Consider the following 21,037-nt stretch of genomic DNA (forward strand, 5'->3'; position numbering starts at 1 on the left):
AGAAACCCTGGTTAAAGCGGCCGCCCTGTTAAAATCCCTGAACCCGCGAAACCAGGCGGACAAAGGGGTTGAAAGCATAAACCGCCAGTCTGGCAAAGGCAAAAAGGTGCTGTTAGTGGATCATGAAGATTCTTTTGTGCATACCCTGGCCAATTATATCAGACAAACCGGAGCATCAGTAGAAGTTTTGCGAGCGCCGTTCGCGCGTGAAATACTGCGTGAGGGCTCCAATTATGACCTGGTGGTGCTCTCACCGGGTCCGGGTTCACCGTCTGAATTCGCTTTAAATGCTACGATTGATCTGGCTTTGTCCAGAGGCCTGCCGCTTTTCGGGGTGTGCCTGGGTTTACAGGGTATTGTAGAATACTTTGGCGGTGAACTGGGCCAGCTTGATTATCCCTGGCATGGCAAATCAAGCTTGGTTAATGTCTGTAATGATAATCCGGTTTGGCGGTATCTGCCGCAGCAATTCGCGGTAGGAAGGTATCATTCCTTATTCGCGCAAAAACTTCCGGACTGCCTCCGCAGCACAGCGGTTTCCGAGGATAAAGTGGTAATGGCTGTCGAACATTGTGAATTGCCGGTGGCTGCAGTACAGTTCCACCCGGAATCAATAATGACCGCGCGCAATGATATAGGAATGCAATTAGTGGACAATGTGCTGAGTTATTTGATACGGGAATAGCCACAGATTATAACAGACTCGTTATTTGCTGTACCTAATCCGCCGGTGTTTTTGCCCGTGGTTGCTTGTGCCCCGTGGATGTATCCTCGGGCATATTTGATTAAATTTGCTTTTAAATAGCGGGGTCAGACAATCTCCAGTCTCAAGTGTATATATTCCGGAACAGAAGAATCTTTAATAAATTAGTTTCATAAGTTAATATTAATAAACAGAAGACACCTGGTTTACCAGGTGTTAGTTTTGTGTAAATATAAACGAGGTATTGAAATGTTAGTTGCGACAGGATTTTCTTTTCAATTGTTAACGCCCATGGATAACGCTATTAATAATCTGATTAAGGGATGGCATACTCCCTGGTTGGATAAATTTTTCCAATTTGTAACCAGTCTGGCTGATCCTATGGCTTTTTATATTATCGCACCGTTAGCGGTTTTGGTTTTGTTATGGCGGAAGAAACAAATAGAAGCCATTTTTATAACCGCTTGCCTGCTTACCAGCTGGGGAGTAATGAACCTGTTAAAGCTGATATTTGTCCGTCCCCGCCCGATAGGACCTGCCCTGACAGTAGCTGCAGGTTACAGTTTCCCCAGTGGACATGCTCTGGTTTCAATGGCTTTTTACGGATTTACAGCCTATTTGCTCTTAAAATCATGGAATAATATCCGAGGACGGATGATGGCGTTTATGATTGGTATACTGGTATTGCTGGTGGGAATCAGCAGAGTATACCTTAATGTTCACTATGCCAGTGATGTTATTGCTGGATACCTTATAGGAGCAGTTATTTTAGGAGGATTTATATGGGGATTTAAAGGTCTTAAAGAATAATCTCACGATTAAGGGAGTTAATGCAGCCGTAAGGGGTTTAACTTAACCGCGTGTAATCACAAATAATTCAGCTTATCCGTATCTATTTTTGTACTAGATTTTATAACGCTTGTTTTTGTGTGCATAAGCAGCCTTTTGGGTTTTCCTTTGTTTACGTGCTTCATCTGAATATATCGCCTGGTTTTTGACTTTTTTGTTTGCTGTCACCAATATAATCGGATTCTATTCCCCGAATCAGCACCAATGTTTGCCCGCCGTTATAGGTCAAGGCCACGGGTAAATCTGATTCTCCATAAATAACCCGGTAACCGTGTTCACGCAGCCATGCTGATTCCTGTTTCAACATTTTCCTGACTTCTGTTTTCAGTACGGAAAAATTTCGTTCACTATGATGACCTTTACCGTGATTAATGACTACCAGATCTACTCCATGTTCTATGGCCCATTGTAAATTGCTGTAGGTTTTATGCAGAGCTTCTTGTACATTTAATCCGTGCAGTTCAATTATTTCAGTTTTCACTTTAGGGCAATCCTCACATTTAAACCTGATATTAAATCATACTTTACCATATATTTATAGTAACATTATCAACTAAATAGTCACAACCAAGACCCGAAAAACATAGGACTATAATATGGACCATATGTCATATTTTATTGTAATAAAGCAGGAATAAAGAACAGATTAAGAGAATATCACCTTAAAATGTATTGCATACCATTAGTTACTGTTGGGGAAAGCAGGTGGATAAGTGCCGGATAATAGCGGAATCGGTAGTCATGATTTTTCGCCGTTTGCCAATATGAATGAGCTGCTGAATAATATGAACGAAATGTTTTATACCATTGATACAACAGGACGTTTAACCTATGTCAATCAAAAGTCTCTGGATATGATGGGATATAAACCTGAAGAGGTCATAGGGCATTATTTATGGGATCTGGTTCCGGAAAAAACCCGTGAAAACACTAAAAACGCTGTAATGGATCAGCTGCTAAACGGTAAACGTGAAACTTTCCGGGTTGCGGCCGTGCACAGGGACGGTACCCGGAAGATATTACGTTTGAATATCTCTCCGCTCATAACGGAAGGGGTTGTGTACGGGCAAATGGGCCTGGCTGAAGATGTAACCGACCTGCACTACAGTGAAAAGGCTCTGAAAGAATATAATCGGGAATTGCGAATAATTAAAGATGAACTGATGGCTTCCAACCAGCAGTTGCAGGCTGTGGAGGAGGAACTGCGCCAGCAATTGGATGAGGCCGAAAACAATAAATTGGCTTTGGCAGAAGCCCATCAACAAATTGAAGCCATTTTCAATTTCCTTCCTGATCCTACCTTTGTGCTGGATGCTGAAGGGCGTGTCACCATGTGGAACCAGGCTATTGAAGAATTAACCGGGGTACGGGCGCGGGAAATATTAGGCCGGGGCAACCGTGAATATTCAAGGGTTTTTTACGGATACCGCCGTCCTATGTCTATAGACCAGTCTTTGGGGGGGAGAGAACCCGATGAAGAGGAGGTAATCGTTTTTTCCCACAGCCGGGTAGAACCCGGTCAAAACCAAAAGCACCCGCTTAATAATGAAATCTACCTTTCCGGCAAAAGCTCACCGCTCTACGACAACAACGGCCGCTTGTTAGGGGCGATAGAATCGCTGCGGGACATTACTGAGAATCGCAGAGCTCAGCAGGCCTTGATTGACAGTGAAGAAAAATATCGCAATATTATCGAAAGCATAGAAGACGGTTATTTTGAAGTGGATTATGCGGGCAATTTTACCTTTGTGAATCCGTGGCTATATAAGGTTATCGGCTATGATGAGAAAGACTTGCTGGGCCACAGCTACCGGGCTGTTATGGATGAGGAAAATATTGCCAAAGTATACGAGGCCTTTAACCATGTATATAAAACCGGTCAATCAGTTAAGGAATTCGCTTGGCAGGTTATACGCAAAGACGGGCGGACGCTGTTTGTAGAGACTACTATATTGCCAATCAAAGAAGGAGATGCGGTTATTGGTTTCAGAGGCATAGTACATGACATCAGTGAACGCCAGGCTGCTGAGGAAGCGCTGCGCAAATCCGAGAACCTGTATAGAACGATATTTGAAACTACCGGTACAGCTATGGCTATACTTGAAGAAGATATGACTATGTCGCTGGTTAATCATGAAATGACTAATATTACAGGCATTTCTAAAGAAGATTTTGAAGGAAAGCTGAAATGGACTGAAATAGTGGCGCCGGAGCACCGGGATATGATGCGAAGCTATCACCAGCTTAGAAGAAAAGATCAAACCCAGCTCCGCGCAATTATGAATTTGAACTGCTGGCCAGGGATGGGACAAAACGCGATATATGGTTGACCATAGCCATGATACCCGAAACCAATCAGAGCGTTACTTCCCTGATCGATATAACCGACCGCAAAAAGGCCGAGGAAGCGCTGCAAATAAGTGAAGCCCGTTATCGTGCTATAGTGGAAGATCAAACCGAATTGATCTGCCGCTTTAAACCGGACGGAACCTTAACATTTGTTAATGAAACCTATGCTCGTTACTTTAGCAAAAAACGCGGGGAATTATTAGGGAAGGATTTTACCTTTGCCTTTTACGCTGAAGACCGGGAATCGATTAAGCAGCAGGTGATGGAACTTAATATAGCCAATCCTGTGATTACCATAGAGACTCGGGTTAATGCTCCCGGGGGGGTGGTGCGCTGGCAGCAATGGACGCACCGGGCTGTTTTCAATGACCAGGGGGTTTTGCTGGATTATCAGTCGGTGGGTCGTGATGTAACCGCCCGCCGCGCCGCAGAGGAAAAGCTGCGTTACCTGAGCATTCATGACGCTTTGACCGGGTTATATAACCGCCTGTATTTTGAAGAACAGATGCAGTTGATGGAAACCGGTTCATATGATCCGGTAGGTTTAATAATGTGCGACCTGGATGGCCTGAAAATTGTCAACGATACCCTGGGACACGAAAAGGGAGACCAATATCTCAAAGCCGTCGCAGAAGTACTGGCAGATTCATTCCGGGGAAGCGACATAGTCGCCCGCGTGGGAGGGGATGAATTTTCCATATTAATGCCTTCATCCAGCCGGGAATATGTAGATCAAGCCGTCCAGCGCATTAAAAACAAGATACAAAAATACAACCAGGATAATCCCGAGATGCTGCTGAGCGTATCCATGGGATATGCCGTAAAATATGACGGAAATACCAGTATAGGCAGTGCGTTTGAAGAAGCTGACAATAATATGTACCGCGATAAATTAAACCGAAAGCTCAATACCCGCAGTTCCATAATACAAAATCTTATGAAAGCATTGGAAACACGGGATTTTATCACTGAAGGCCATGGGGATCGCATGCGTGATTATATGCTCAAAATGGCTGACGCTGTGGGTTATCCCCAGGCAATGCGGCATGAGTTAGAGCTGTTCGCGCAGTTCCATGATATTGGCAAGGTGGGGGTGGCTGATTCGGTACTGTTTAAAAACGGGCCGCTTAATGAACAAGAACGCGCTTATATGCAGCGGCATTGTGAAATAGGCAATCGCATCGCTTTTTCCGCCCCTGAACTGGTAGTAATAGCTGATTGGATCCTAAAACATCATGAGTGGTGGAATGGTCAGGGATACCCGCTGGGGATCAAGGGAGAGGAGATTCCTTTGGAATGCAGGATGCTGAATATTGCCGCCGCTTATGACGCCATGACCAGTGAGCGCCCTTATCGCAGGCCTTGTTCGCGGACGCATGCCCTGCAAGAACTGAAGCGCTGTGCCGGCACCCAGTTCGATCCCGTCCTGGTAGAAAAATTTATTAATCAAATAGACGCGGATTTGTCTAAGCCGGGAAGTTAGGACGGGGTCAACGGTTAATAACACCTGTCACGATTCACTTCTGACGTTTCATTTCTGCCGCAGAGATTCTGCGGTATTTTTATTTGTATCATACTTATCATTATTGTGCTGCAACGTTATGATATTATGAGGAGTATAATTGCAAGGCATTTGGTTTTGCAGTTATAAAAAGATGTAATAACAAAGGCAGGTATATATGGATATTATAGAGGGGCTAAATGAACAACAAAGAGAAGCCGTTTTGCATCGGGACGGGCCATGCCTGGTTCTGGCCGGTGCAGGCAGCGGAAAAACCAGGGTATTAACGGGTCGGATCGGACAACTTATTCAAGGCGGAGTTGCTCCCCACCAGATTCTGGCTATTACCTTCACCAATAAAGCAGCCGGGGAAATGCGGGAAAGGGTGCAAAATCTTATACCCGCCTGCAGCGGATACTGGATTCAGACCTTCCATGCCGCGTGTTACCGCATATTGCGTATGGATATAGAAAAACTTGATTATCCCACGAATTTTACCATTATGGATGATGGTGATTCCCGGGCCTTATTAAAATCTATTCTTAAAGAAGAACGCGATTACCATAGCAAGCCCGAAGCGGTATTGTATGGCATTAAACAGGCTAAAAACAGCCTGCAGGATCCGGAAAAATACTTTTCCAGCCAGGCCGGGTCTTATGAGTCAAAGGAAAAGGCCCTGCGGGTATATAAATTGTACAACGCCCGTATGAAGGAATTCAACGCATTGGATTTTGAAGATCTGATTGTGTTGTGCATTAAACTTTTCCGTTCCTGTCCCGAGGTTCTCGACAAGTATCAGCAATGGTTTCGCTACATATCTATTGATGAATACCAGGACACTAATTATGCCCAGTATATCTGGGCACGCCTCTTGGCTTCGGGTCATAACAATATATTTGTGGTGGGCGATCCTGACCAGTCGATATATAGCTGGCGCGGGGCTGAACCTTATAATATCACGCGTTTCCTAAAAGATTACCCGCAGGCCAAAATAGTTAAACTGGAACAGAATTACCGTTCTTCTCAACCGATACTTGATGCGGCCAACGCGCTTATAAATAATAATTTAGAACGTCAGGACAAGAGGCTCTATTCCCAGCGCAGGGAAGGCAAAAAGATTGTGGTATTCTGCGCCTTGAACGGCTGGCAGGAAGGACGCTTTGTGGCTGAACAGATTTCTGAACTGGTTCGCCGGGAAGGCAAACGCTACAGCGACTTTGCGGTGTTTTACCGCACCCATGCTCAATCCAGAGCCCTGGAGGAAGCATTATTGGAAAAGTATATTCCCTATCGTATTATCGGCGCCAGGCGCTTTTTTGAACGCAAGGAAATTAAAGATATTCTGGCCTACCTAAGATTGTCGCGCAACCCCAGTGATTATTTAAGCTTTCGCCGTATTATTAATATTCCCAAACGGGGTATCGGAGAAAAAACCCTGGAGAAAATAGAAGCAAAGGCCAGGGAGAAAGGGATGCCGGTATTAGAGGTCCTGGCTGATCCTGCGGCCGTAGAAGGGGTAAATAAGAAAACTGCTCAGTCTTTGCAGGAGTTCTATGGCATGCTGCAGTATTTTAGTTCTTTGGATGATGGGGGATTGTCTCTGGCAGATATATTGGAGGAGATAATTAATGTTGCCGCTTACCTGCCGGAAATAAAGGAATCAGACCCGGCCAGTTTTGAGGCTCGCCTGGAAAACCTGGAAGAATTAAAATCCCTGGCTGTGGAATTTGAGAAGAACGGAGGCCAGGGAGCAGATGAGTTCCTGGCTCAATTAGCTCTGGTGCAGGAAAATGATGAGACTGAAGATGCTGACGCTGTAACTCTTATGACGTTTCATGGAGCCAAAGGCCTGGAATATCCGGTAGTATTTATGACCGGCCTGGAAGAGGGAGTTTTCCCGTCTTACCGTTGTGAAACCGCGGAGCAGATGGAAGAAGAGAGACGCCTTTGCTATGTTGGCATAACCCGGGCTATGGAAAGCCTTTATCTGAGTCACGCGGTTTTACGGATAATCAATGGTTATGAGCGCAGCAACCCGCCCTCGCGTTTTCTGCAGGAAATTCCCCGGGAACTGATAATAATGCCCGGACAGGAAACCCATGCGGGAAATGATGTGCAGCCGGGGGACCGGGTACGTCATCGTAAATTCGGACCGGGAACGGTAGTGCGGCTAATCGAAGAAGAACAGGTAGCGGTAATTGATTTTGACCAGGCAGGTACCCGCATGCTGCGCACTGACCTGGCTCCGCTGGAGAAAATCGGGTGATTGAAATAGCCGCTTTTGGTATTGGTCACAAATTTGCCTGGCAGCAAAATGTACTGTGCGGTTTTCATTGGAGGGCGCCGATATGGTTTTGGAACGTATAAACGAATTGAGAGAGTTGATCAGAAAACACGAGTATCAATATTACGTACTTGATGAACCTCTTATCAGTGATGCCGAATATGACGTTTTAATGCAGGAATTGATTAAGCTGGAGAATGAACATCCCGAGTTCATTACCCCTGATTCCCCAACCCAGAGGGTAGGCGGCAAAGCATCGGAGAGGTTTGGCGCAATTGTCCACCGTTACCCCCTGTTAAGCCTGGATAACGCCTTTTCACCCGGAGACTTGCTGGATTTTGACCGCCGTGTGTCAAGGGTTGTCAGCCAGCCTTCCTATGTTGCGGAGATGAAAATTGATGGCGTGTCTATCGCTATCGTATATGAGAACGGTCTGCTGCGAACTGCTGCCACCCGCGGCGATGGGCTGGTAGGCGAAGATGTAACCGCCAATATAAAGACAGTTAAGAACGTGCCTTTAAAACTGCAGAGAAATCTGCCCCGCCTGGAGGTGCGCGGTGAAATATATATGCCCAAGTCTGAGTTCCTGCGCCTGAATCAGGAAAAGGAGGAGAGAGGGGAGAAGATCTTTGCCAATCCCCGCAATGCCGCCGCCGGTTCCCTGCGTCAGCTCGACCCCGGTATAACCGCCAGCAGGGCTCTCGCTGCATTTATTTATGATATTACTTACATTGAAGGGGAAGAGATTTCAAGCCAGCAAGAGATGCTGGAGTTTTTACGGGAAACGGGCTTGCCGGTAAACAACGAAGCGCGTTTTTGTAATGATATAGAACAGATAATAGATTATTGTGATGAGTATGTGAAAAAACGACATGAACTTCCTTACGAGATAGATGGAGTGGTGGTTAAGCTTAATCCGATAGCTCCTCGTGCACAACTGGGTCAAACCGCCAAAAGTCCCCGCTGGGCTGTCGCGTATAAATTTCCGCCCGAAGAAAAAGAAACGAGACTATTGGATGTGGAAATAAACGTAGGACGTACTGGAATTATAGCGCCTACAGCTATTATGGAACCGGTTTTTCTGGCTGGGACCACGGTCAGCCGCGCCAGCCTGCATAACTTTGATCTGGTTAGAGAAAAGGACATACGTAAAGGCGACCTGGTTTTGCTGCACAAGGCCGGCGATATAATTCCGGAAATTATAAAGCCTATTGCAGAGAAGCGCACTGGTGAGGAAGAGATAATCAATCCCCCGCAAAATTGTCCTGCTTGCGGCAGCGAAGCGGTGCGCCTTGATTCCGAAGTTGCCTACCGCTGCGAGAACATCAATTGCCCGGCGCGTTTAAAGGAAAGCCTGATATTTTTTGCTTCGCGTGAAGCTATGGACATAGACGGGATGGGACCCGCGGTAATTGAGCAGCTGGTAGAACGGGGCCTGGTTCATGAAATTGATGACTTGTATACGCTTTCCGTTGAACAATTGCAAACCTTGGAACGTATGGGGGCTAAATCAGCGGCAAATCTTATAGAGAGCATAGAAAGAAGCAAAAAACAACCTTTATACCGTCTCATTACTGCACTCGGAATTCGCTATATCGGCAGTAAAACCGCCCGAAGCCTGACCCAATATTATCATGATATAGATGACTTTCTCAATTTGCAGCGGGAAGACTTGCTGCGAGTACCGGATGTGGGTTTGCGCATGGCGGAAAGCATTGTGCGTTTCTTTGCCGAACCGCGCAACCAGGAGACGATTGAAAGGCTTAAAGCTGCTGGTGTCAACACTCGCGATGAAGACTTGAACACAATTCCGCCAACTCTGAGCGGGAAAACATTTGTGCTTACCGGAACTCTGCCTAACCTTACGCGTGACGAAGCGTCGGAGATGATCATAGCCCGGGGGGGCAAGGTCAGTTCCAGTGTCAGTAAAAAAACCAGCTATGTGGTGGTGGGTGAGGACCCGGGCAGCAAATACGGCAGAGCTGTGCAGCTGGGCATTGAAATACTAGATGAAGCATCCTTTTTACAGATAATAAATCAGTAACAAAATATAGTATACGCGGTAAAGTGATGCTATATAAAGGCAATCATAACGCTTTATCCCGCCGTCAGCCGGTCTCAAGCAAACCATGAGACCATAACAATATTAAAACCAAATTGCAGCGTATTAATAACATTACGGGTTGAGCCCGCCTTACCTTCCTGGCTTGGACAAAGCGTCATGCTTGCCTCAAGTTTAATCAGCAACACAGCTTTGCCGTTGACAGTTAAATAAAATTGGCGATAAGGCCTTTTTTTTTGTTATAATACTAAGATAGTGTTCAGGAAAACCGGAGGGAGGCATATAAATGGCTCTTAGTATAAAAGAGGTGGAACATGTGGCCATCTTGCTAGGTTGAGCCTTAATGAAGAGGAAAAGCAGCTCTTTGCCGGGCAGTTGAGTTCCATTCTGGAGTATGCGCAGATATTAAACCAGCTTGATACCAGCGAGGTGGAGCCGCTTGATCATATTCTGCCCGTATACAACGTTTTTCGCGATGATGAGGCCAAGACCGGCACTCCTCGGGATGAAATTCTTGCCAACGGTCCGCTGGTTGAAGATGGCCAGTATAAAGTACCGAAAATTATATAGAAAGGCGGGCAGGGTATGGAGTTATACGAACTGACCCTGCATGAGCTGCAGGACTTGTTAGCCAGCGGTGAGACTTCACCGGCAGAGATTATGGCATCAGTTCTGGGCCGTATCGAAGCGGTAGAGGACCGGGTAAAGGCGTATATCACTTTGAACCTTGATGAGGCCAGAAAAAAGGCGGACAATTTCAAAACTTATAGCAAAAGCCTGGATGGCATCCCCTTTGCTTTAAAGGATATCATCTGCACGCGGGGGACCAGGACCACTTGCGCTTCAAAAATACTGGAGAATTTTGTCCCGGTTTATGATGCTACCGTAACCCGGCGGCTGAATGATGCCGGGGGCATACTTATCGGCAAACTGAATATGGACGAATTTGCGATGGGTTCATCAACTGAACATTCAGCATTTTTCCCTACCCGCAATCCCTGGGATTTGGAACGGGTGCCGGGCGGATCATCCGGCGGTTCGGCGGCGGCAGTGGCGGCTGGTGAAGCTCCTTTTGCCCTGGGAACCGACACCGGCGGTTCCATCAGGCAGCCGGCCTCTTTTTGCGGAGTAGTGGGCTTAAGACCGACTTACGGGCGGGTTTCCCGCTGGGGTGTAATAGCCTACGCTTCGTCCCTGGATCAGGTGGGGGTTTTAAGCAAAGATGTGGAAGACTGCGCTCTGGTGATGAACCAGATAGCCGGGTATGACCCGCTGGATTCGACCAGTGTTAATATTGAAGTGCCTGATTATACATCCTTTTTAAACCAGGATATCAAAGGCATGAAAATAGCCTACCCTCGGGAGTATTTCGGGAAAGGTGTGGACCCGCAAATTACTGAAAGGGTTAAAACCGCCCTGAAAAAATTCGAAGAATTGGGAGCCGTAGTTGAGGAGGTATCCCTGCCCCACAGCGAATACGCCCTGCCGGCCTATTATCTGGTGGCCACCGCTGAAGCCAGTGCCAACCTGGCCCGCTTTGACGGGGTAAGATACGGTTTGCGCGATTTTGAAGCTGATAATGTGGTGGATATGTTTTCCCTTTCAAGGGCCAGGGGATTTGGCTCTGAAGTAAAACGCCGCATTATGCTGGGTACTTACGCTTTAAGTTCCGGTTATTATGATGCTTACTACCTGAAGGCTTTAAAGGTCAGACGCTTGATAAACAACGATTTCCAAAAGGTATTTGAAAATTATGATATTATAGTATGTCCCATCACTCCGACCACCGCCTTTAAAATAGGGGAGCAAAGCGGTGATCCTTTAACTCTGTATATGAATGATATATTGACTGTGCCTGTTAACATGGCTGGTTTGCCTGGTATTTCCGTTCCCTGCGGGCTGGCAGATGGCCTGCCCGTGGGTATGCAGATTATAGGCCGTCCCTTTGACGAAGGGACCATGCTGCGGGCCGCTCACGTTTATGAACAAAACAGTGGATATCATTGCATGAAACCAGCGGGGGTGAGATAGATGAGCCAGGAATATGAAGTTATTATTGGCCTCGAAGTTCACGCTGAATTAAAAACAGACAGCAAAATATTCTGTTCCTGTTCCAATACCTTCGGAGCAGAGCCGAATACCAATGTTTGTCCGGTATGCTCAGGGTTTCCCGGCATGCTGCCGGTCTTAAACCGCAAGGTAGTAGAACTGGCGGTAAAAACTGGGCTGGCCCTGAATTGCGAGATTGCTGATTATTGCAAATTTGACCGTAAAAACTACTTTTATCCCGATTTGCCCAAAGCCTATCAGATTTCACAATTTGATCTGCCCATTTGTAAGAGGGGTTATTTAGACATAGATATAAACGGAGAGAAAAAACGTATCGGCATTACCCGCGCGCATATGGAGGAGGATGCAGGTAAACTGGTGCACCAGGGCAGCATCACCAGTACTCCTTTTTCCCTGGTTGATCTCAATCGTTCCGGGGTGCCCTTGCTGGAAATAGTTTCGGAGCCCGATATGCGCAGTGCCGGCGAAGCCAGGGCTTATATGGAAAAATTGCGGTCTATTCTGCTTTTTGCCGGTGTATCTGATTGCAAGATGCAGGAAGGATCGCTGCGCTGTGATGCCAATGTTTCCATACGTCCCTGGGGTCAACAGGAACTGGGCACGCGTGCGGAAATTAAGAACCTGAATTCCTTCCGCGCTCTGGAGCGGGCCATAGAATATGAGGCCCGACGACAAATGGAGGCTCTGGAAGATGGCGAGGAAATCATTCAGGAAACCCGCACCTGGGATGAAGAGAAACAGGTTACGCGTTCTATGCGTTCCAAGGAAGAAGCTCATGATTATCGCTATTTTCCAGAGCCTGATTTGCCGCCTTTACGTATCAGCCGGGAGTATGTGGAAGAGATGCGTAAGCTTTGCCCGAACTGCCTGATGAGGCGCAAAAACGGTTGCAGGATCTTTACGGCCTGCCTGCTTATGATGCCGCTTTGCTGACATTAACTCCTGAGAGTCTGCGGTTTTTTGACAGTTGCGTATCGTTGTACGCACAGCCTAAAACAGTATCCAACTGGATGATGAGTGAACTGAGCCGCTTGCTGAACCTTAATAATATGGAAATAGGTGAATGCAGATTTGGCCCGGAGGAATTGGCCAGATGCTGAAACTCATAGATGACGGCACGATCAGCGGCAAAATGGCCAAGAGCATATTTGAGGAGATGTTTAATACTGGTAAAAAGCCGGGTGACATCATCAAAGAAAAAGGAATGACCCAGATATCAGATGAAGGCGCTCTGGTAAAAATGATCGATGAAGCCGTGCGAAACAATCCCAAAGTCGTGGAAGATTATAAGAATGGCAAAGAAAAAGCTTTTGGTTTCTTTATCGGGCAAATCATGAAGCCAGTAAAGGCCAGGCTAATCCAGCCATAGTCAACCGCTTGTTGAAAGAACGTTTAAGCAGAGAGTGAGGAGATTTTTATGAGGATAACAGGAAGAGCTAATAAAGACTGGTTTTTGGAAGATGATGCCCGTATCTATATTGTTGATACCACTTTGCGGGATGGTGAACAAACCGCCGGGGTGGTTTTTACCAATGAAGAAAAGATACAGATTGCTCGTTATCTGGATCAAATAGGGGTGGACCAAATTGAAGCCGGGATACCCGTAATGGGCGGTTTTGAGAAGGATTGTATTAAAAGCATTGTAAATCTGGGATTAAAAGCCAGTATTATGGCCTGGAACCGGGCAGTTATAGCTGACATCAAAGAATCTTTGGAATGCGGCGTAGACGCGGTAGCTATATCCATATCCACTTCGGATATTCATATTGAACACAAGCTGCAGACTACACGCGAAGATGTTCTGAAACGCATGTCGGACGCGGTTAAATTCGCCAAGGACAACAGCCTTTACGTGTCGGTAAATGCCGAAGACGCATCGCGAACCGATATTGAGTACCTGACCGAGTTTGCGTTGGTGGCCAAACATGCCGGAGCTGACCGTTTGCGTTTCTGTGATACCGTAGGCACTCTGGATCCATTAACCACTTTCCGCTATATCCGCACGCTTACCGATGCGGTAGGAATTGATATAGAAATGCACACCCACAATGATTTTGGCATGGCTACCGCTAATTCCTGGCGGGTGTTTATGCCGGGGCCAATCATGTAGGGGTAACGGTAAATGCTTTGGGGGAAAGGGCTGGAAATTCATGTTTGCAGGAAGTTATTATGGGTTTGAAATATCTGATGAAAATAAACGTACCCTATAATACCACCCTGTTCCGTGAGGTGGCGGAATACGTGGCTGAGGCTTCGGGTCGTCCTGTTCCGGTCAGCAAGCCCATTGTAGGTACTAATATATTTGCACATGAATCTGGTATCCATGGTGACGGGGTGTTAAAGAATCCCTTGACCTATGAGGTTTTCTCGCCTGAAGAGGTGGGCTTGCAGCGTCAGATCGTGCTGGGAAAGCATTCGGGCTCGGCTGCGGTGAAAGCTAAGTTTAGTGAGTACCTGATTGAGCTGACCGAGGATGAAGCCAGGGATATGCTGGCCCGGGTGCGTCAGGCTTCAATTGATTTGAAAAGGTCGCTTTTTGACAAAGAGCTTATTCTATTATATGAAGAATACCAAAAAGAGAGAAGGTAAGGGCGCCTGGCACGGGGAGTCATTTTTGACAGGAAGTCTACAGATTTACAGCGATATAATTTAGTTTAAGTTTGTACTCAATAAACGGACGGCCCTTGTATCAGTCTGCCAGACAGCAAAAGGGACCGTCCTTTATTAAGGGGAAATAGATTTTTGAAATTGTGTCCGGGTTAATAATTGCATCTGGGTTAATCTGTGTTTGGTTAATTTCTAGGAAATAGCCAGGCCGATTGTGCCCGGGCCGACATGGGAGCCGATTACCGGTCCGGCTTCACTCATAATGATGGGGAAATCAAAACGTGCCTCCAATTCTGCTTTAAAAGCCTGGGCTGAATCAAGAGCCTGGACATGAATCACCCCCAGCTTATCTATCCGGTTTCTATTTTTTTCTACTTCATCAATCATCAGCCGTAAGGCCTTATGCGAACTTCTGACCTTGGTATACAGTTCAACTTTTCCTTCCTTTACATGCAGAATGGGCTTAACTTGCAAGAGATTGCCCAGTAAACCGCTTGTCTTGCTTAAACGCCCGCCTTTAACCAGATACTCCAAATCATCGACAATAAAATGAATCGCCTGCCGGTTCTGCATATTTTGCAGTTCGGCAATTATTTCCGGGCTTGAGCGAGCATCATTAATCATTTCTGCGGCCCTAATTACCTGAAATGCCAAAGCGGCCGCAGAGAACCTGGAATCTATAATATGGACCTTTTCCTGCACCGGCGGGGGAAGCATAATCCGGGCCGCGGATGCTGATTGCACCGTTCCTGAAAGGTCCGAAGATATCAATATAACAAAGGCTTCATCCTGGCTGCTCATTTCAGAGAGCACCTGATAGAATTCTCCGCTGGAGGGTTGTGAAGTGCGGGGAAACTGCTGGCAGTTCTGAAAAATACGGTAGTAATCATCATTCGAAATATCCAGACCTTCTCTATATGTGTTATTTTCGAGGTGTACATTTAAAGGAACTACTTTTATATTATATTGATTAATAATATCCTGGGTTAAATAGGAAGTACTATCTGTTATAAGCAAACGGGCCATGGCCAGACTCCCTTGTATTTCAAAATATTTTGAAAATTAAAGTTATTTTATCAGGGCATAAGGGGGGTGTCAATCGGCCTGTACACCGGCTTAAATAAAGCGTTATGCTTAAGGTATAATCGCTGAAGCTGAGAATCTTCTTTGAAGGGGAAGTGCAAAGATGCAGGCAGTAAAAGTAATAAGGGTTCCTTTGCGTTTGGCTAACAGCTATTTGGTTCAAGGAGAAAAAACAGTAATTGTAGATGCGGGTGATCCTGGCTTCAGCCGCGATATACTAAAAGCCATGCGCAAAAACGGAATTAGAAAATCCCAAATAAGCCTGATATTTATTACCCACGGTCATATCGATCATTATGGAAGCGTATTTGAACTCAAACGTCATATAGATGCTCCGGTGGCCATCCAGGCGATAGATCAAACATATCTGGAAAGCGGAACCCAGGCTCCGCTTTTTCCGCTTAACCGGGCGGCAGCTTTTTTAAAAGCGGTGGGGCAGGACATGAAGGTCAGAAAACGCTATGGTTTAAAAGCAGATGTGGTTATTAATGAAAGACTAAATTTAGAATCTTTTGGGGTTGCCGGTGAAATTATTCATACCCCAGGTCACACCATGGGTTCATCATCGTTGTGTTTGATAAATGACACGGCCATAACCGGTGATTTAATAATAAGACGCTATTTATTTAGGGGACCGGCGGAAAGGGTGGCTTTTTTACACAATCAAGAAGCGTTCCTGCAAAGCGTACGTACTCTGCGGGAACGCAATATAAAACTCCTATATCCCGGACATGGATCCCCCATCAGAATGGACCGGGTCAGAATCCCCAATAGACCACAGACCACAACCGCCGATAGAAAATAATCTTCATGGGGCAAATAATAATTTCTATAAATGTGTGTGGATAAATCACAGTTTATATGGCGTTTATCTGCGTTAAAACAATCAATGGCAGCCAAGGGGCATTGATTGTTTTATCCTATTTGCCCTGGAAAACCGGCGTCCGTTTTTCTATGAAAGCGCTTATTCCCTCCCGGAAATCCTGAGAATTCCAGCACATAACCTGGCTCCGGATTCCATCGCTGCGATAGTATCCAGGCCATTATCAGTACAGGCCCTCAATATCTGTTTCATATATTTCAGGGTGATTGGGGGACCAGCAGCTATCTGCGCCGCCAGCGCGTAGACTTCTTCGTACAAGGCATCATGCGGTACCACCCGGTTGAAAACACCTGCCTGCAAGCATTCGGCCGCACTGAGTATTTTGCCGGTGTAGAGGATTTCTGCGGCATAATGCGGCCCTAGCTTTTTGAACAGGAACCAGGAACTTCCCCCATCGGGAACAAAAGCGATATTTACAAAATTAGCCGCCAGTTTGGCTTTTTCCGAGGCTATCAGTATATCGCAGCCCAGAGCCAATCCGGTAGCGGCCCCTGCAGCTACCCCGTTAACAGCAGCTATGGATGGTTTGGGGAATTCATACATTGTTTTTAGAAGCAGCGCGGAACGTTCAAAAATGTAGCGGGCGTCAAAACTGGTTTGCATTCCAGCCAGCATAGCTGCGTCACCACCAGCCGAAAAAGCTTTGCCTGCTCCGGTTAAAACCAGAGCTTTGACCTGGTCATTACGGGCGGCTAAATCTAGAGCGGCCAGTACATCGCTGATGTGAGGGTCGTTAAAAGAATTGAATGAGTTCGGACGGTTCAAAGTTATGGTGCTACTCCGTTTTCTTTTTCCTCATAGAGAATGTTTGCAAAATCCATCAACTATTACCCCCATTTACTAAATAACGTATTATCTATATATAAAATAATTATACTGAAAAGGTCCGCTCTTGTAAAATGGCTTGGTTAAGGAGATATAAACGGATTATAATGCTATCTCAGCATCATCGAAGTCTTTTATTAATCTCTCAATAAGTGCTGGCAGGTCAGTATATGCTTCGGATCTAGCGAGTTCTTCTATCAAAGATGCGGTTTTGGAAAGTTCCATAAAACCATAAATACCTGCGCTGCCCTTAAGGTCATGACTAATACTCTTTATTCTTTCAAAGTTGCGGAATTCAACAGCTGCTGCCAAATCACTTATCAATTCTAACAGATTAGACTTCAACTCCGGAAGCAATTGGCTGATAAGCTGTTGAGAAGACTGTGATGGTTTGGATAATGATGAGGACGTTTCAAGATGTTTTCTGATTTCTTCTACTAGTTCATCAGCTTTAAATGGCTTGGCTAAATATGAGGTACAACCGCAGGCCAGGCATTTTTCGCGATCGCCGGACATGGCGTGCGCGGTCATCGCTATTACGGGAATATTTTTCAGTTCCGGATCCTGGCGAATAAGTGCGGTGGTTTCATATCCATCCATGATCGGCATCTGCATATCCATTAAAACCAAATCAAAGTGATAATCTTGCAGTATCCGCAAACATTCCAGACCGTTGGCGCAGGCTTGGACTTCAAATCCGAAGTTCTCAAGAATTTGCGCTACAATTTTTTGGTTAAGTTCATTATCTTCAACAATTAATATCTGTACGGGTTTGAAATCAATAACATTGTTGCTATAGTTTTTACTTGAATTCTGTGAAACTTCGTCTCTGCATTCTTGCTTATTTGAATCTAGCCCGACCGGAATATAAAAACTGAAAACCGCCCCTTCTTTTTGCTCATTGCTATTATGCCATATTCGGCCGCCCATAGATTCCACCAGTTTTTTGCATAGATATAAACCCAGGCCTGTCCCCCCGAATTTGCGGGAAAAAGTATTATCAACCTGATTAAAGGGTTCAAAGATCCTTTCAATTTGATCCGGAGGAATTCCCATGCCCGTATCGCTGACTGATACTTGTAAGCAAGGGGAGGTTGTATCGTTGTCGAAATCAACCAACACCTGTATTTTTCCATAGCGTGTAAATTTAATGGCATTATGCAGCAGATTGAGCAGAACTTGACGCATGCGAATGGAATCCAGCAGCAATCGATTAGGGACACAGCCTGTAATGTTTAATTTCAATTCCAGGCCCTTAATTTTTGCCAGGGGTTCGATTATGTTAAGGGTGTGACAAATTAATTCCGGTATATTGCAGGGTTCAGGGTTTAGTGATATCATACCCAATTCGATTTTTGACACATCAAGTATTTCATTGATTATTTTCAATAACTGTTCAGCACAATCCTTAATAATATTTATTTTTTGACTCTGTTCGAGTTCCAGACGACTCTGTTCCAAGAGTTCCACCGCTCCAAGTATTCCGATCATGGGGGTTCTTAATTCATGCTCATATTGGCCAGGAATTGATTTTTGGCCATATTGCAATCTCGGCTTTTTCCTGGGCATTTAATAATTCGGTTATATCATCGGATATTATCAAAAACAAATTAAATGTTTCGCCATCCTGGCGAGGATATATACGATGCCGGAAATAACGCTGCTGTCCATCGACTTGTATCGGCAGGTCTCCCTGCCAAATCTGCCCGGATCGAATGTGGTTAATCGCTTCAGAATACTTGTTTTTTTCCAAAGGGAGCCATTCTTTGAATAAAGGAATTACTGCGCCCGGAAGGGTATTTATGGGGAGAAGGGGTTCAGCTTGTTTATTGGCCAAAACCAGTTTGAATTCAGAATCCAGCATAATTATGCTTTCTTGAATATCATCCAGCAACTCAGGTTCTATGTAGAGTTTGTGGTTCTGGGAATCATGTTTGTTTAATTTGCCGAACCGTGATGACCTGCCTGTTTGGTTGGTTATACTTTTCTCCTTCATTTCTCACTCCCCCCTAAAATCAACCATAAATTGACTAATAACCAGGTAACAACAGGATACACCATTGCATATAAAAACTTTGTCTGCTTCTGTTTGCGGCTGCCAAAAAAATTTTGAATTATACTGCCGAAATAACCGTTATTCATGGGTTTATTTTTTTTAAATGTTGGAATATCATGGGTTGGTAAGAACTTTTCGCAAAATATAGTCATATAATAGAGGAATTGCCCGGTAAGACAGGGAATATTTAATATTGAAATGGCTGCGGATTTATACGGATTATTAAATCTGGGGCAGGATACAATTTTCAAGCTTATAACCAGATATCCTGCATCTAAAAATACTCAGAACATTTTCATAAGCAGCTGCGGCCTATAGGTATTGAGGGTTCGAATAATAAAATGCTTTCAGTTAATGGGGATTGCTGCATTGAGGGATTCAAAGGATTTACTGTGCAGTCACAGGAGATGAGGAGGTTCGTTTATGAAACGCACGTGGTTTTTTACCGTAACGGCAAGCTTGATTATGTGGATGATATTAGTGCCTGTGCAATCGGGTGCGGCTGCCGCACCTGTACAGATAATTATTAATGGCGCCAGGGTTGCGTCAGATGTTGAACCTATAATAGTAAAGGAAAGAACTATGGTGCCGGTCAGGGTTGTTGCCGAGTACCTGGAAAAACGAGTCGACTGGGATGTAAAAACGCAAACGGTAATAATCAATTCTGACCCGGCGGCTTCGAACATAATACCTGTCAGACCAGAGCCGTTTACATACATAGCTCTGCTTGTGGATGGCCGGTTGGTGGAATCTGAACCGCATCCCTATATAAAAAATAACCGCACTATGGTGCCGCTGGCAATAATCAGCGCAGAGTTCGGCATGGATGTCAATTGGGACGAACAGCAGCGTTTGGTAACTATCAACGAAAAAAAGGCGCTTCCAGTTGACACGACTCCGGCGCAAAACCCCGTATCCGATTATCCATCGACGGTCGTCAACGAATCAACTCCGCTGGCCTTGGTTGATCCGGAAACAATGATATTAGGTGAATCCAAGGTAAATGCTGAATCCTTAAAGAAATTGCTGCGGCAGAATAATCCCCTGGCAGATCCTGAACTGGTCGATTTATATCTGGAAATAGGAAAACAATATGGTATCAGGGGAGATATTGCTTTTTGTCAGGCGGCCAAAGAAACAGGATGGTGGAAGTTCGGAGGACTGGTAAAACCTTATCAGAATAATTTCTGCGGACTATCGGCTACAGGGGCGGCAGCAACCGGAGAAGAGGATTTAAACGGTGCTGATCCCGGCCGGGTAAAGTATGAAAAAGATGTACATGGCGCTGTATTTGATACTCCGGCAACAGGAGTGGAAGCGCATATTCAACATCTTTATGCCTATGCATGTAAAGACCCGCTGCCTGCAGGCAGGACCTGCTCGATCCTCGTTTCATTAAACCGGCCCGCGGTTGTGCCCCGCGATGGGTCGATTTGGGAGGTAAATGGGCAGTTCCTGGCTATAGCAAAACTGAATTCCCGGGAGGTTTTGCAGAAGCGTTCAAGGCCGGAAAGACATACGGTCATAGTATTTTAAACGATTACTATGCAAAAGCTTTGGATTTATAAAATATATTGCTTTGCTGCACTGGCGATGACATATAAGATAGCTTGATATTTTCGTCAATATAGAATTTAAAACGGCTATTATTATGGTTTTTTCTTTATGGGCCATAATTTTGGTTAGAAAAATCAAACCAAGTTTATTAGCAGCCTTTGGAAAGATGTGTAAATACATACAATCCAAAGGCTGCTTATTGCATACA

General features: G+C 45.4%; 17 protein-coding genes and 2 pseudogenes. 13 read left to right on the forward strand and 6 right to left on the reverse strand.

Annotated features, from left to right (window positions below; all coding sequences use genetic code 11):
• Nucleotides 1-7: 7 nt before the first annotated feature.
• On the forward strand, nt 8-685 hold the full coding sequence (locus tag JCM14374_RS16075; RefSeq protein WP_500797391.1) for a glutamine amidotransferase-related protein: 678 nt from the start codon (nt 8-10) through the stop codon (nt 683-685).
• Between the two features lie 267 nt (nt 686-952).
• On the forward strand, nt 953-1,513 hold the full coding sequence (locus JCM14374_RS06975) for a phosphatase PAP2 family protein (protein ID WP_054695313.1): 561 nt from the start codon (nt 953-955) through the stop codon (nt 1,511-1,513).
• A gap of 160 nt (nt 1,514-1,673) precedes the next feature.
• Here the strand turns inward: JCM14374_RS06975 and JCM14374_RS06980 are convergent, their stop codons facing one another.
• Nucleotides 1,674-2,033, reverse strand: a complete 360-nt coding sequence (locus JCM14374_RS06980) for a Smr/MutS family protein (protein WP_054695316.1) — start codon at nt 2,031-2,033, stop codon at nt 1,674-1,676.
• Nucleotides 2,034-2,265: 232 nt separating this feature from the next.
• Here JCM14374_RS06980 and JCM14374_RS06985 point away from each other — a divergent pair, with 232 nt between their 5' ends.
• The 9 genes and pseudogenes from JCM14374_RS06985 (at nt 2,266) to nifV (ending at nt 14,407) form a co-directional block, all read left to right on the forward strand.
• The gene (locus JCM14374_RS06985; RefSeq protein WP_054695319.1) at nt 2,266-3,882 is read left to right on the forward strand and encodes a PAS domain S-box protein; all 1,617 of its coding nucleotides are present in this window, start codon (nt 2,266-2,268) and stop codon (nt 3,880-3,882) included.
• Nucleotides 3,879-5,384, forward strand: a complete 1,506-nt coding sequence (locus JCM14374_RS06990) for a sensor domain-containing diguanylate cyclase/phosphohydrolase (RefSeq protein ID WP_054695322.1) — start codon at nt 3,879-3,881, stop codon at nt 5,382-5,384. The genes JCM14374_RS06985 and JCM14374_RS06990 overlap by 4 nt, the downstream gene beginning before the upstream one ends.
• Nucleotides 5,385-5,580: 196 nt before the next feature.
• Nucleotides 5,581-7,668 (forward strand): ATP-dependent helicase, encoded by a 2,088-nt coding sequence (locus tag JCM14374_RS06995; RefSeq protein WP_054695325.1) that lies wholly within the window; start codon nt 5,581-5,583, stop codon nt 7,666-7,668.
• Nucleotides 7,669-7,750: 82 nt separating this feature from the next.
• Entirely contained in the window at nt 7,751-9,730 is a 1,980-nt protein-coding gene (gene ligA / locus JCM14374_RS07000; protein ID WP_054695328.1) for an NAD-dependent DNA ligase LigA, read from the forward strand.
• A gap of 351 nt (nt 9,731-10,081) precedes the next feature.
• On the forward strand, nt 10,082-10,318 hold the full coding sequence (gene gatC / locus JCM14374_RS07005; RefSeq protein WP_369397315.1) for an Asp-tRNA(Asn)/Glu-tRNA(Gln) amidotransferase subunit GatC: 237 nt from the start codon (nt 10,082-10,084) through the stop codon (nt 10,316-10,318).
• Between the two features lie 15 nt (nt 10,319-10,333).
• The gene (gene gatA / locus JCM14374_RS07010; protein ID WP_054695331.1) at nt 10,334-11,779 is read left to right on the forward strand and encodes an Asp-tRNA(Asn)/Glu-tRNA(Gln) amidotransferase subunit GatA; all 1,446 of its coding nucleotides are present in this window, start codon (nt 10,334-10,336) and stop codon (nt 11,777-11,779) included.
• A complete protein-coding gene (gatB, locus tag JCM14374_RS07015) occupies nt 11,780-12,751 on the forward strand; it encodes an Asp-tRNA(Asn)/Glu-tRNA(Gln) amidotransferase subunit GatB (RefSeq protein WP_278279247.1) in 972 nt (323 codons plus the stop codon). It abuts the gene before it with no gap.
• An 80-nt stretch (nt 12,752-12,831) separates the two neighbouring features.
• Nucleotides 12,832-13,187 (forward strand): annotated as a pseudogene (locus JCM14374_RS15230) (hypothetical protein).
• A 48-nt stretch (nt 13,188-13,235) separates the two neighbouring features.
• Nucleotides 13,236-14,407: pseudogene (gene nifV, locus JCM14374_RS07020) on the forward strand (homocitrate synthase).
• Between the two features lie 210 nt (nt 14,408-14,617).
• Here the strand turns inward: nifV and JCM14374_RS07025 are convergent.
• On the reverse strand, nt 14,618-15,451 hold the full coding sequence (locus JCM14374_RS07025) for a DegV family protein (protein WP_054695334.1): 834 nt from the start codon (nt 15,449-15,451) through the stop codon (nt 14,618-14,620).
• Nucleotides 15,452-15,611: 160 nt separating this feature from the next.
• Here JCM14374_RS07025 and JCM14374_RS07030 point away from each other — a divergent pair, with 160 nt between their 5' ends.
• Entirely contained in the window at nt 15,612-16,313 is a 702-nt protein-coding gene (locus JCM14374_RS07030; protein ID WP_054695337.1) for an MBL fold metallo-hydrolase, read from the forward strand.
• 159 nt (nt 16,314-16,472) lie between these two features.
• On the opposite strand, the gene JCM14374_RS07035 is transcribed toward JCM14374_RS07030, so the two are convergent.
• The 4 genes from JCM14374_RS07035 to JCM14374_RS14055 form a co-directional block, all read right to left on the reverse strand.
• The gene (locus tag JCM14374_RS07035; RefSeq protein ID WP_054695340.1) at nt 16,473-17,156 is read right to left on the reverse strand and encodes an enoyl-CoA hydratase/isomerase family protein; all 684 of its coding nucleotides are present in this window, start codon (nt 17,154-17,156) and stop codon (nt 16,473-16,475) included.
• Nucleotides 17,157-17,318: 162 nt separating this feature from the next.
• Complete coding sequence (locus JCM14374_RS07040; protein ID WP_083453937.1) at nt 17,319-18,785, reverse strand: response regulator; 1,467 nt, start codon at nt 18,783-18,785, stop codon at nt 17,319-17,321.
• A complete protein-coding gene (locus JCM14374_RS07045; RefSeq protein WP_054695346.1) occupies nt 18,727-19,212 on the reverse strand; it encodes a hypothetical protein in 486 nt (161 codons plus the stop codon). The genes JCM14374_RS07040 and JCM14374_RS07045 overlap by 59 nt, the downstream gene beginning before the upstream one ends.
• A complete protein-coding gene (locus JCM14374_RS14055; protein ID WP_054695349.1) occupies nt 19,209-19,523 on the reverse strand; it encodes a hypothetical protein in 315 nt (104 codons plus the stop codon). The genes JCM14374_RS07045 and JCM14374_RS14055 overlap by 4 nt, the downstream gene beginning before the upstream one ends.
• A gap of 172 nt (nt 19,524-19,695) precedes the next feature.
• Between JCM14374_RS14055 and JCM14374_RS14060 the strand changes: the two genes are divergently transcribed.
• Nucleotides 19,696-20,808 (forward strand): stalk domain-containing protein, encoded by a 1,113-nt coding sequence (locus tag JCM14374_RS14060; RefSeq protein ID WP_054695352.1) that lies wholly within the window; start codon nt 19,696-19,698, stop codon nt 20,806-20,808.
• Nucleotides 20,809-21,037 lie beyond the last annotated feature (229 nt).

This window comes from Syntrophomonas palmitatica JCM 14374, from assembly GCF_001311885.1.
Classification (GTDB): Bacteria; Bacillota; Syntrophomonadia; order Syntrophomonadales; family Syntrophomonadaceae; genus Syntrophomonas_A; species Syntrophomonas_A palmitatica.

Excerpts from the sequence above, each read along its gene's own strand:
- gatB (WP_278279247.1), top strand. The coding sequence starts at position 11,780 with ATGAGCCAGGAATATGAAGTTATTATTGGCCTCGAAGTTCACGCTGAA.
- JCM14374_RS07030 (WP_054695337.1), top strand. The coding sequence starts at position 15,612 with ATGCAGGCAGTAAAAGTAATAAGGGTTCCTTTGCGTTTGGCTAACAGC.
- JCM14374_RS07045 (WP_054695346.1), bottom strand. The coding sequence starts at position 19,212 with ATGAAGGAGAAAAGTATAACCAACCAAACAGGCAGGTCATCACGGTTC.
- JCM14374_RS07040 (WP_083453937.1), bottom strand. The coding sequence starts at position 18,785 with ATGCCCAGGAAAAAGCCGAGATTGCAATATGGCCAAAAATCAATTCCT.
- JCM14374_RS07025 (WP_054695334.1), bottom strand. The coding sequence starts at position 15,451 with ATGGCCCGTTTGCTTATAACAGATAGTACTTCCTATTTAACCCAGGAT.
- JCM14374_RS14060 (WP_054695352.1), top strand. The coding sequence starts at position 19,696 with ATGAAACGCACGTGGTTTTTTACCGTAACGGCAAGCTTGATTATGTGG.
- JCM14374_RS06975 (WP_054695313.1), top strand. The coding sequence starts at position 953 with ATGTTAGTTGCGACAGGATTTTCTTTTCAATTGTTAACGCCCATGGAT.
- JCM14374_RS06995 (WP_054695325.1), top strand. The coding sequence starts at position 5,581 with ATGGATATTATAGAGGGGCTAAATGAACAACAAAGAGAAGCCGTTTTG.
- ligA (WP_054695328.1), top strand. The coding sequence starts at position 7,751 with ATGGTTTTGGAACGTATAAACGAATTGAGAGAGTTGATCAGAAAACAC.
- gatA (WP_054695331.1), top strand. The coding sequence starts at position 10,334 with ATGGAGTTATACGAACTGACCCTGCATGAGCTGCAGGACTTGTTAGCC.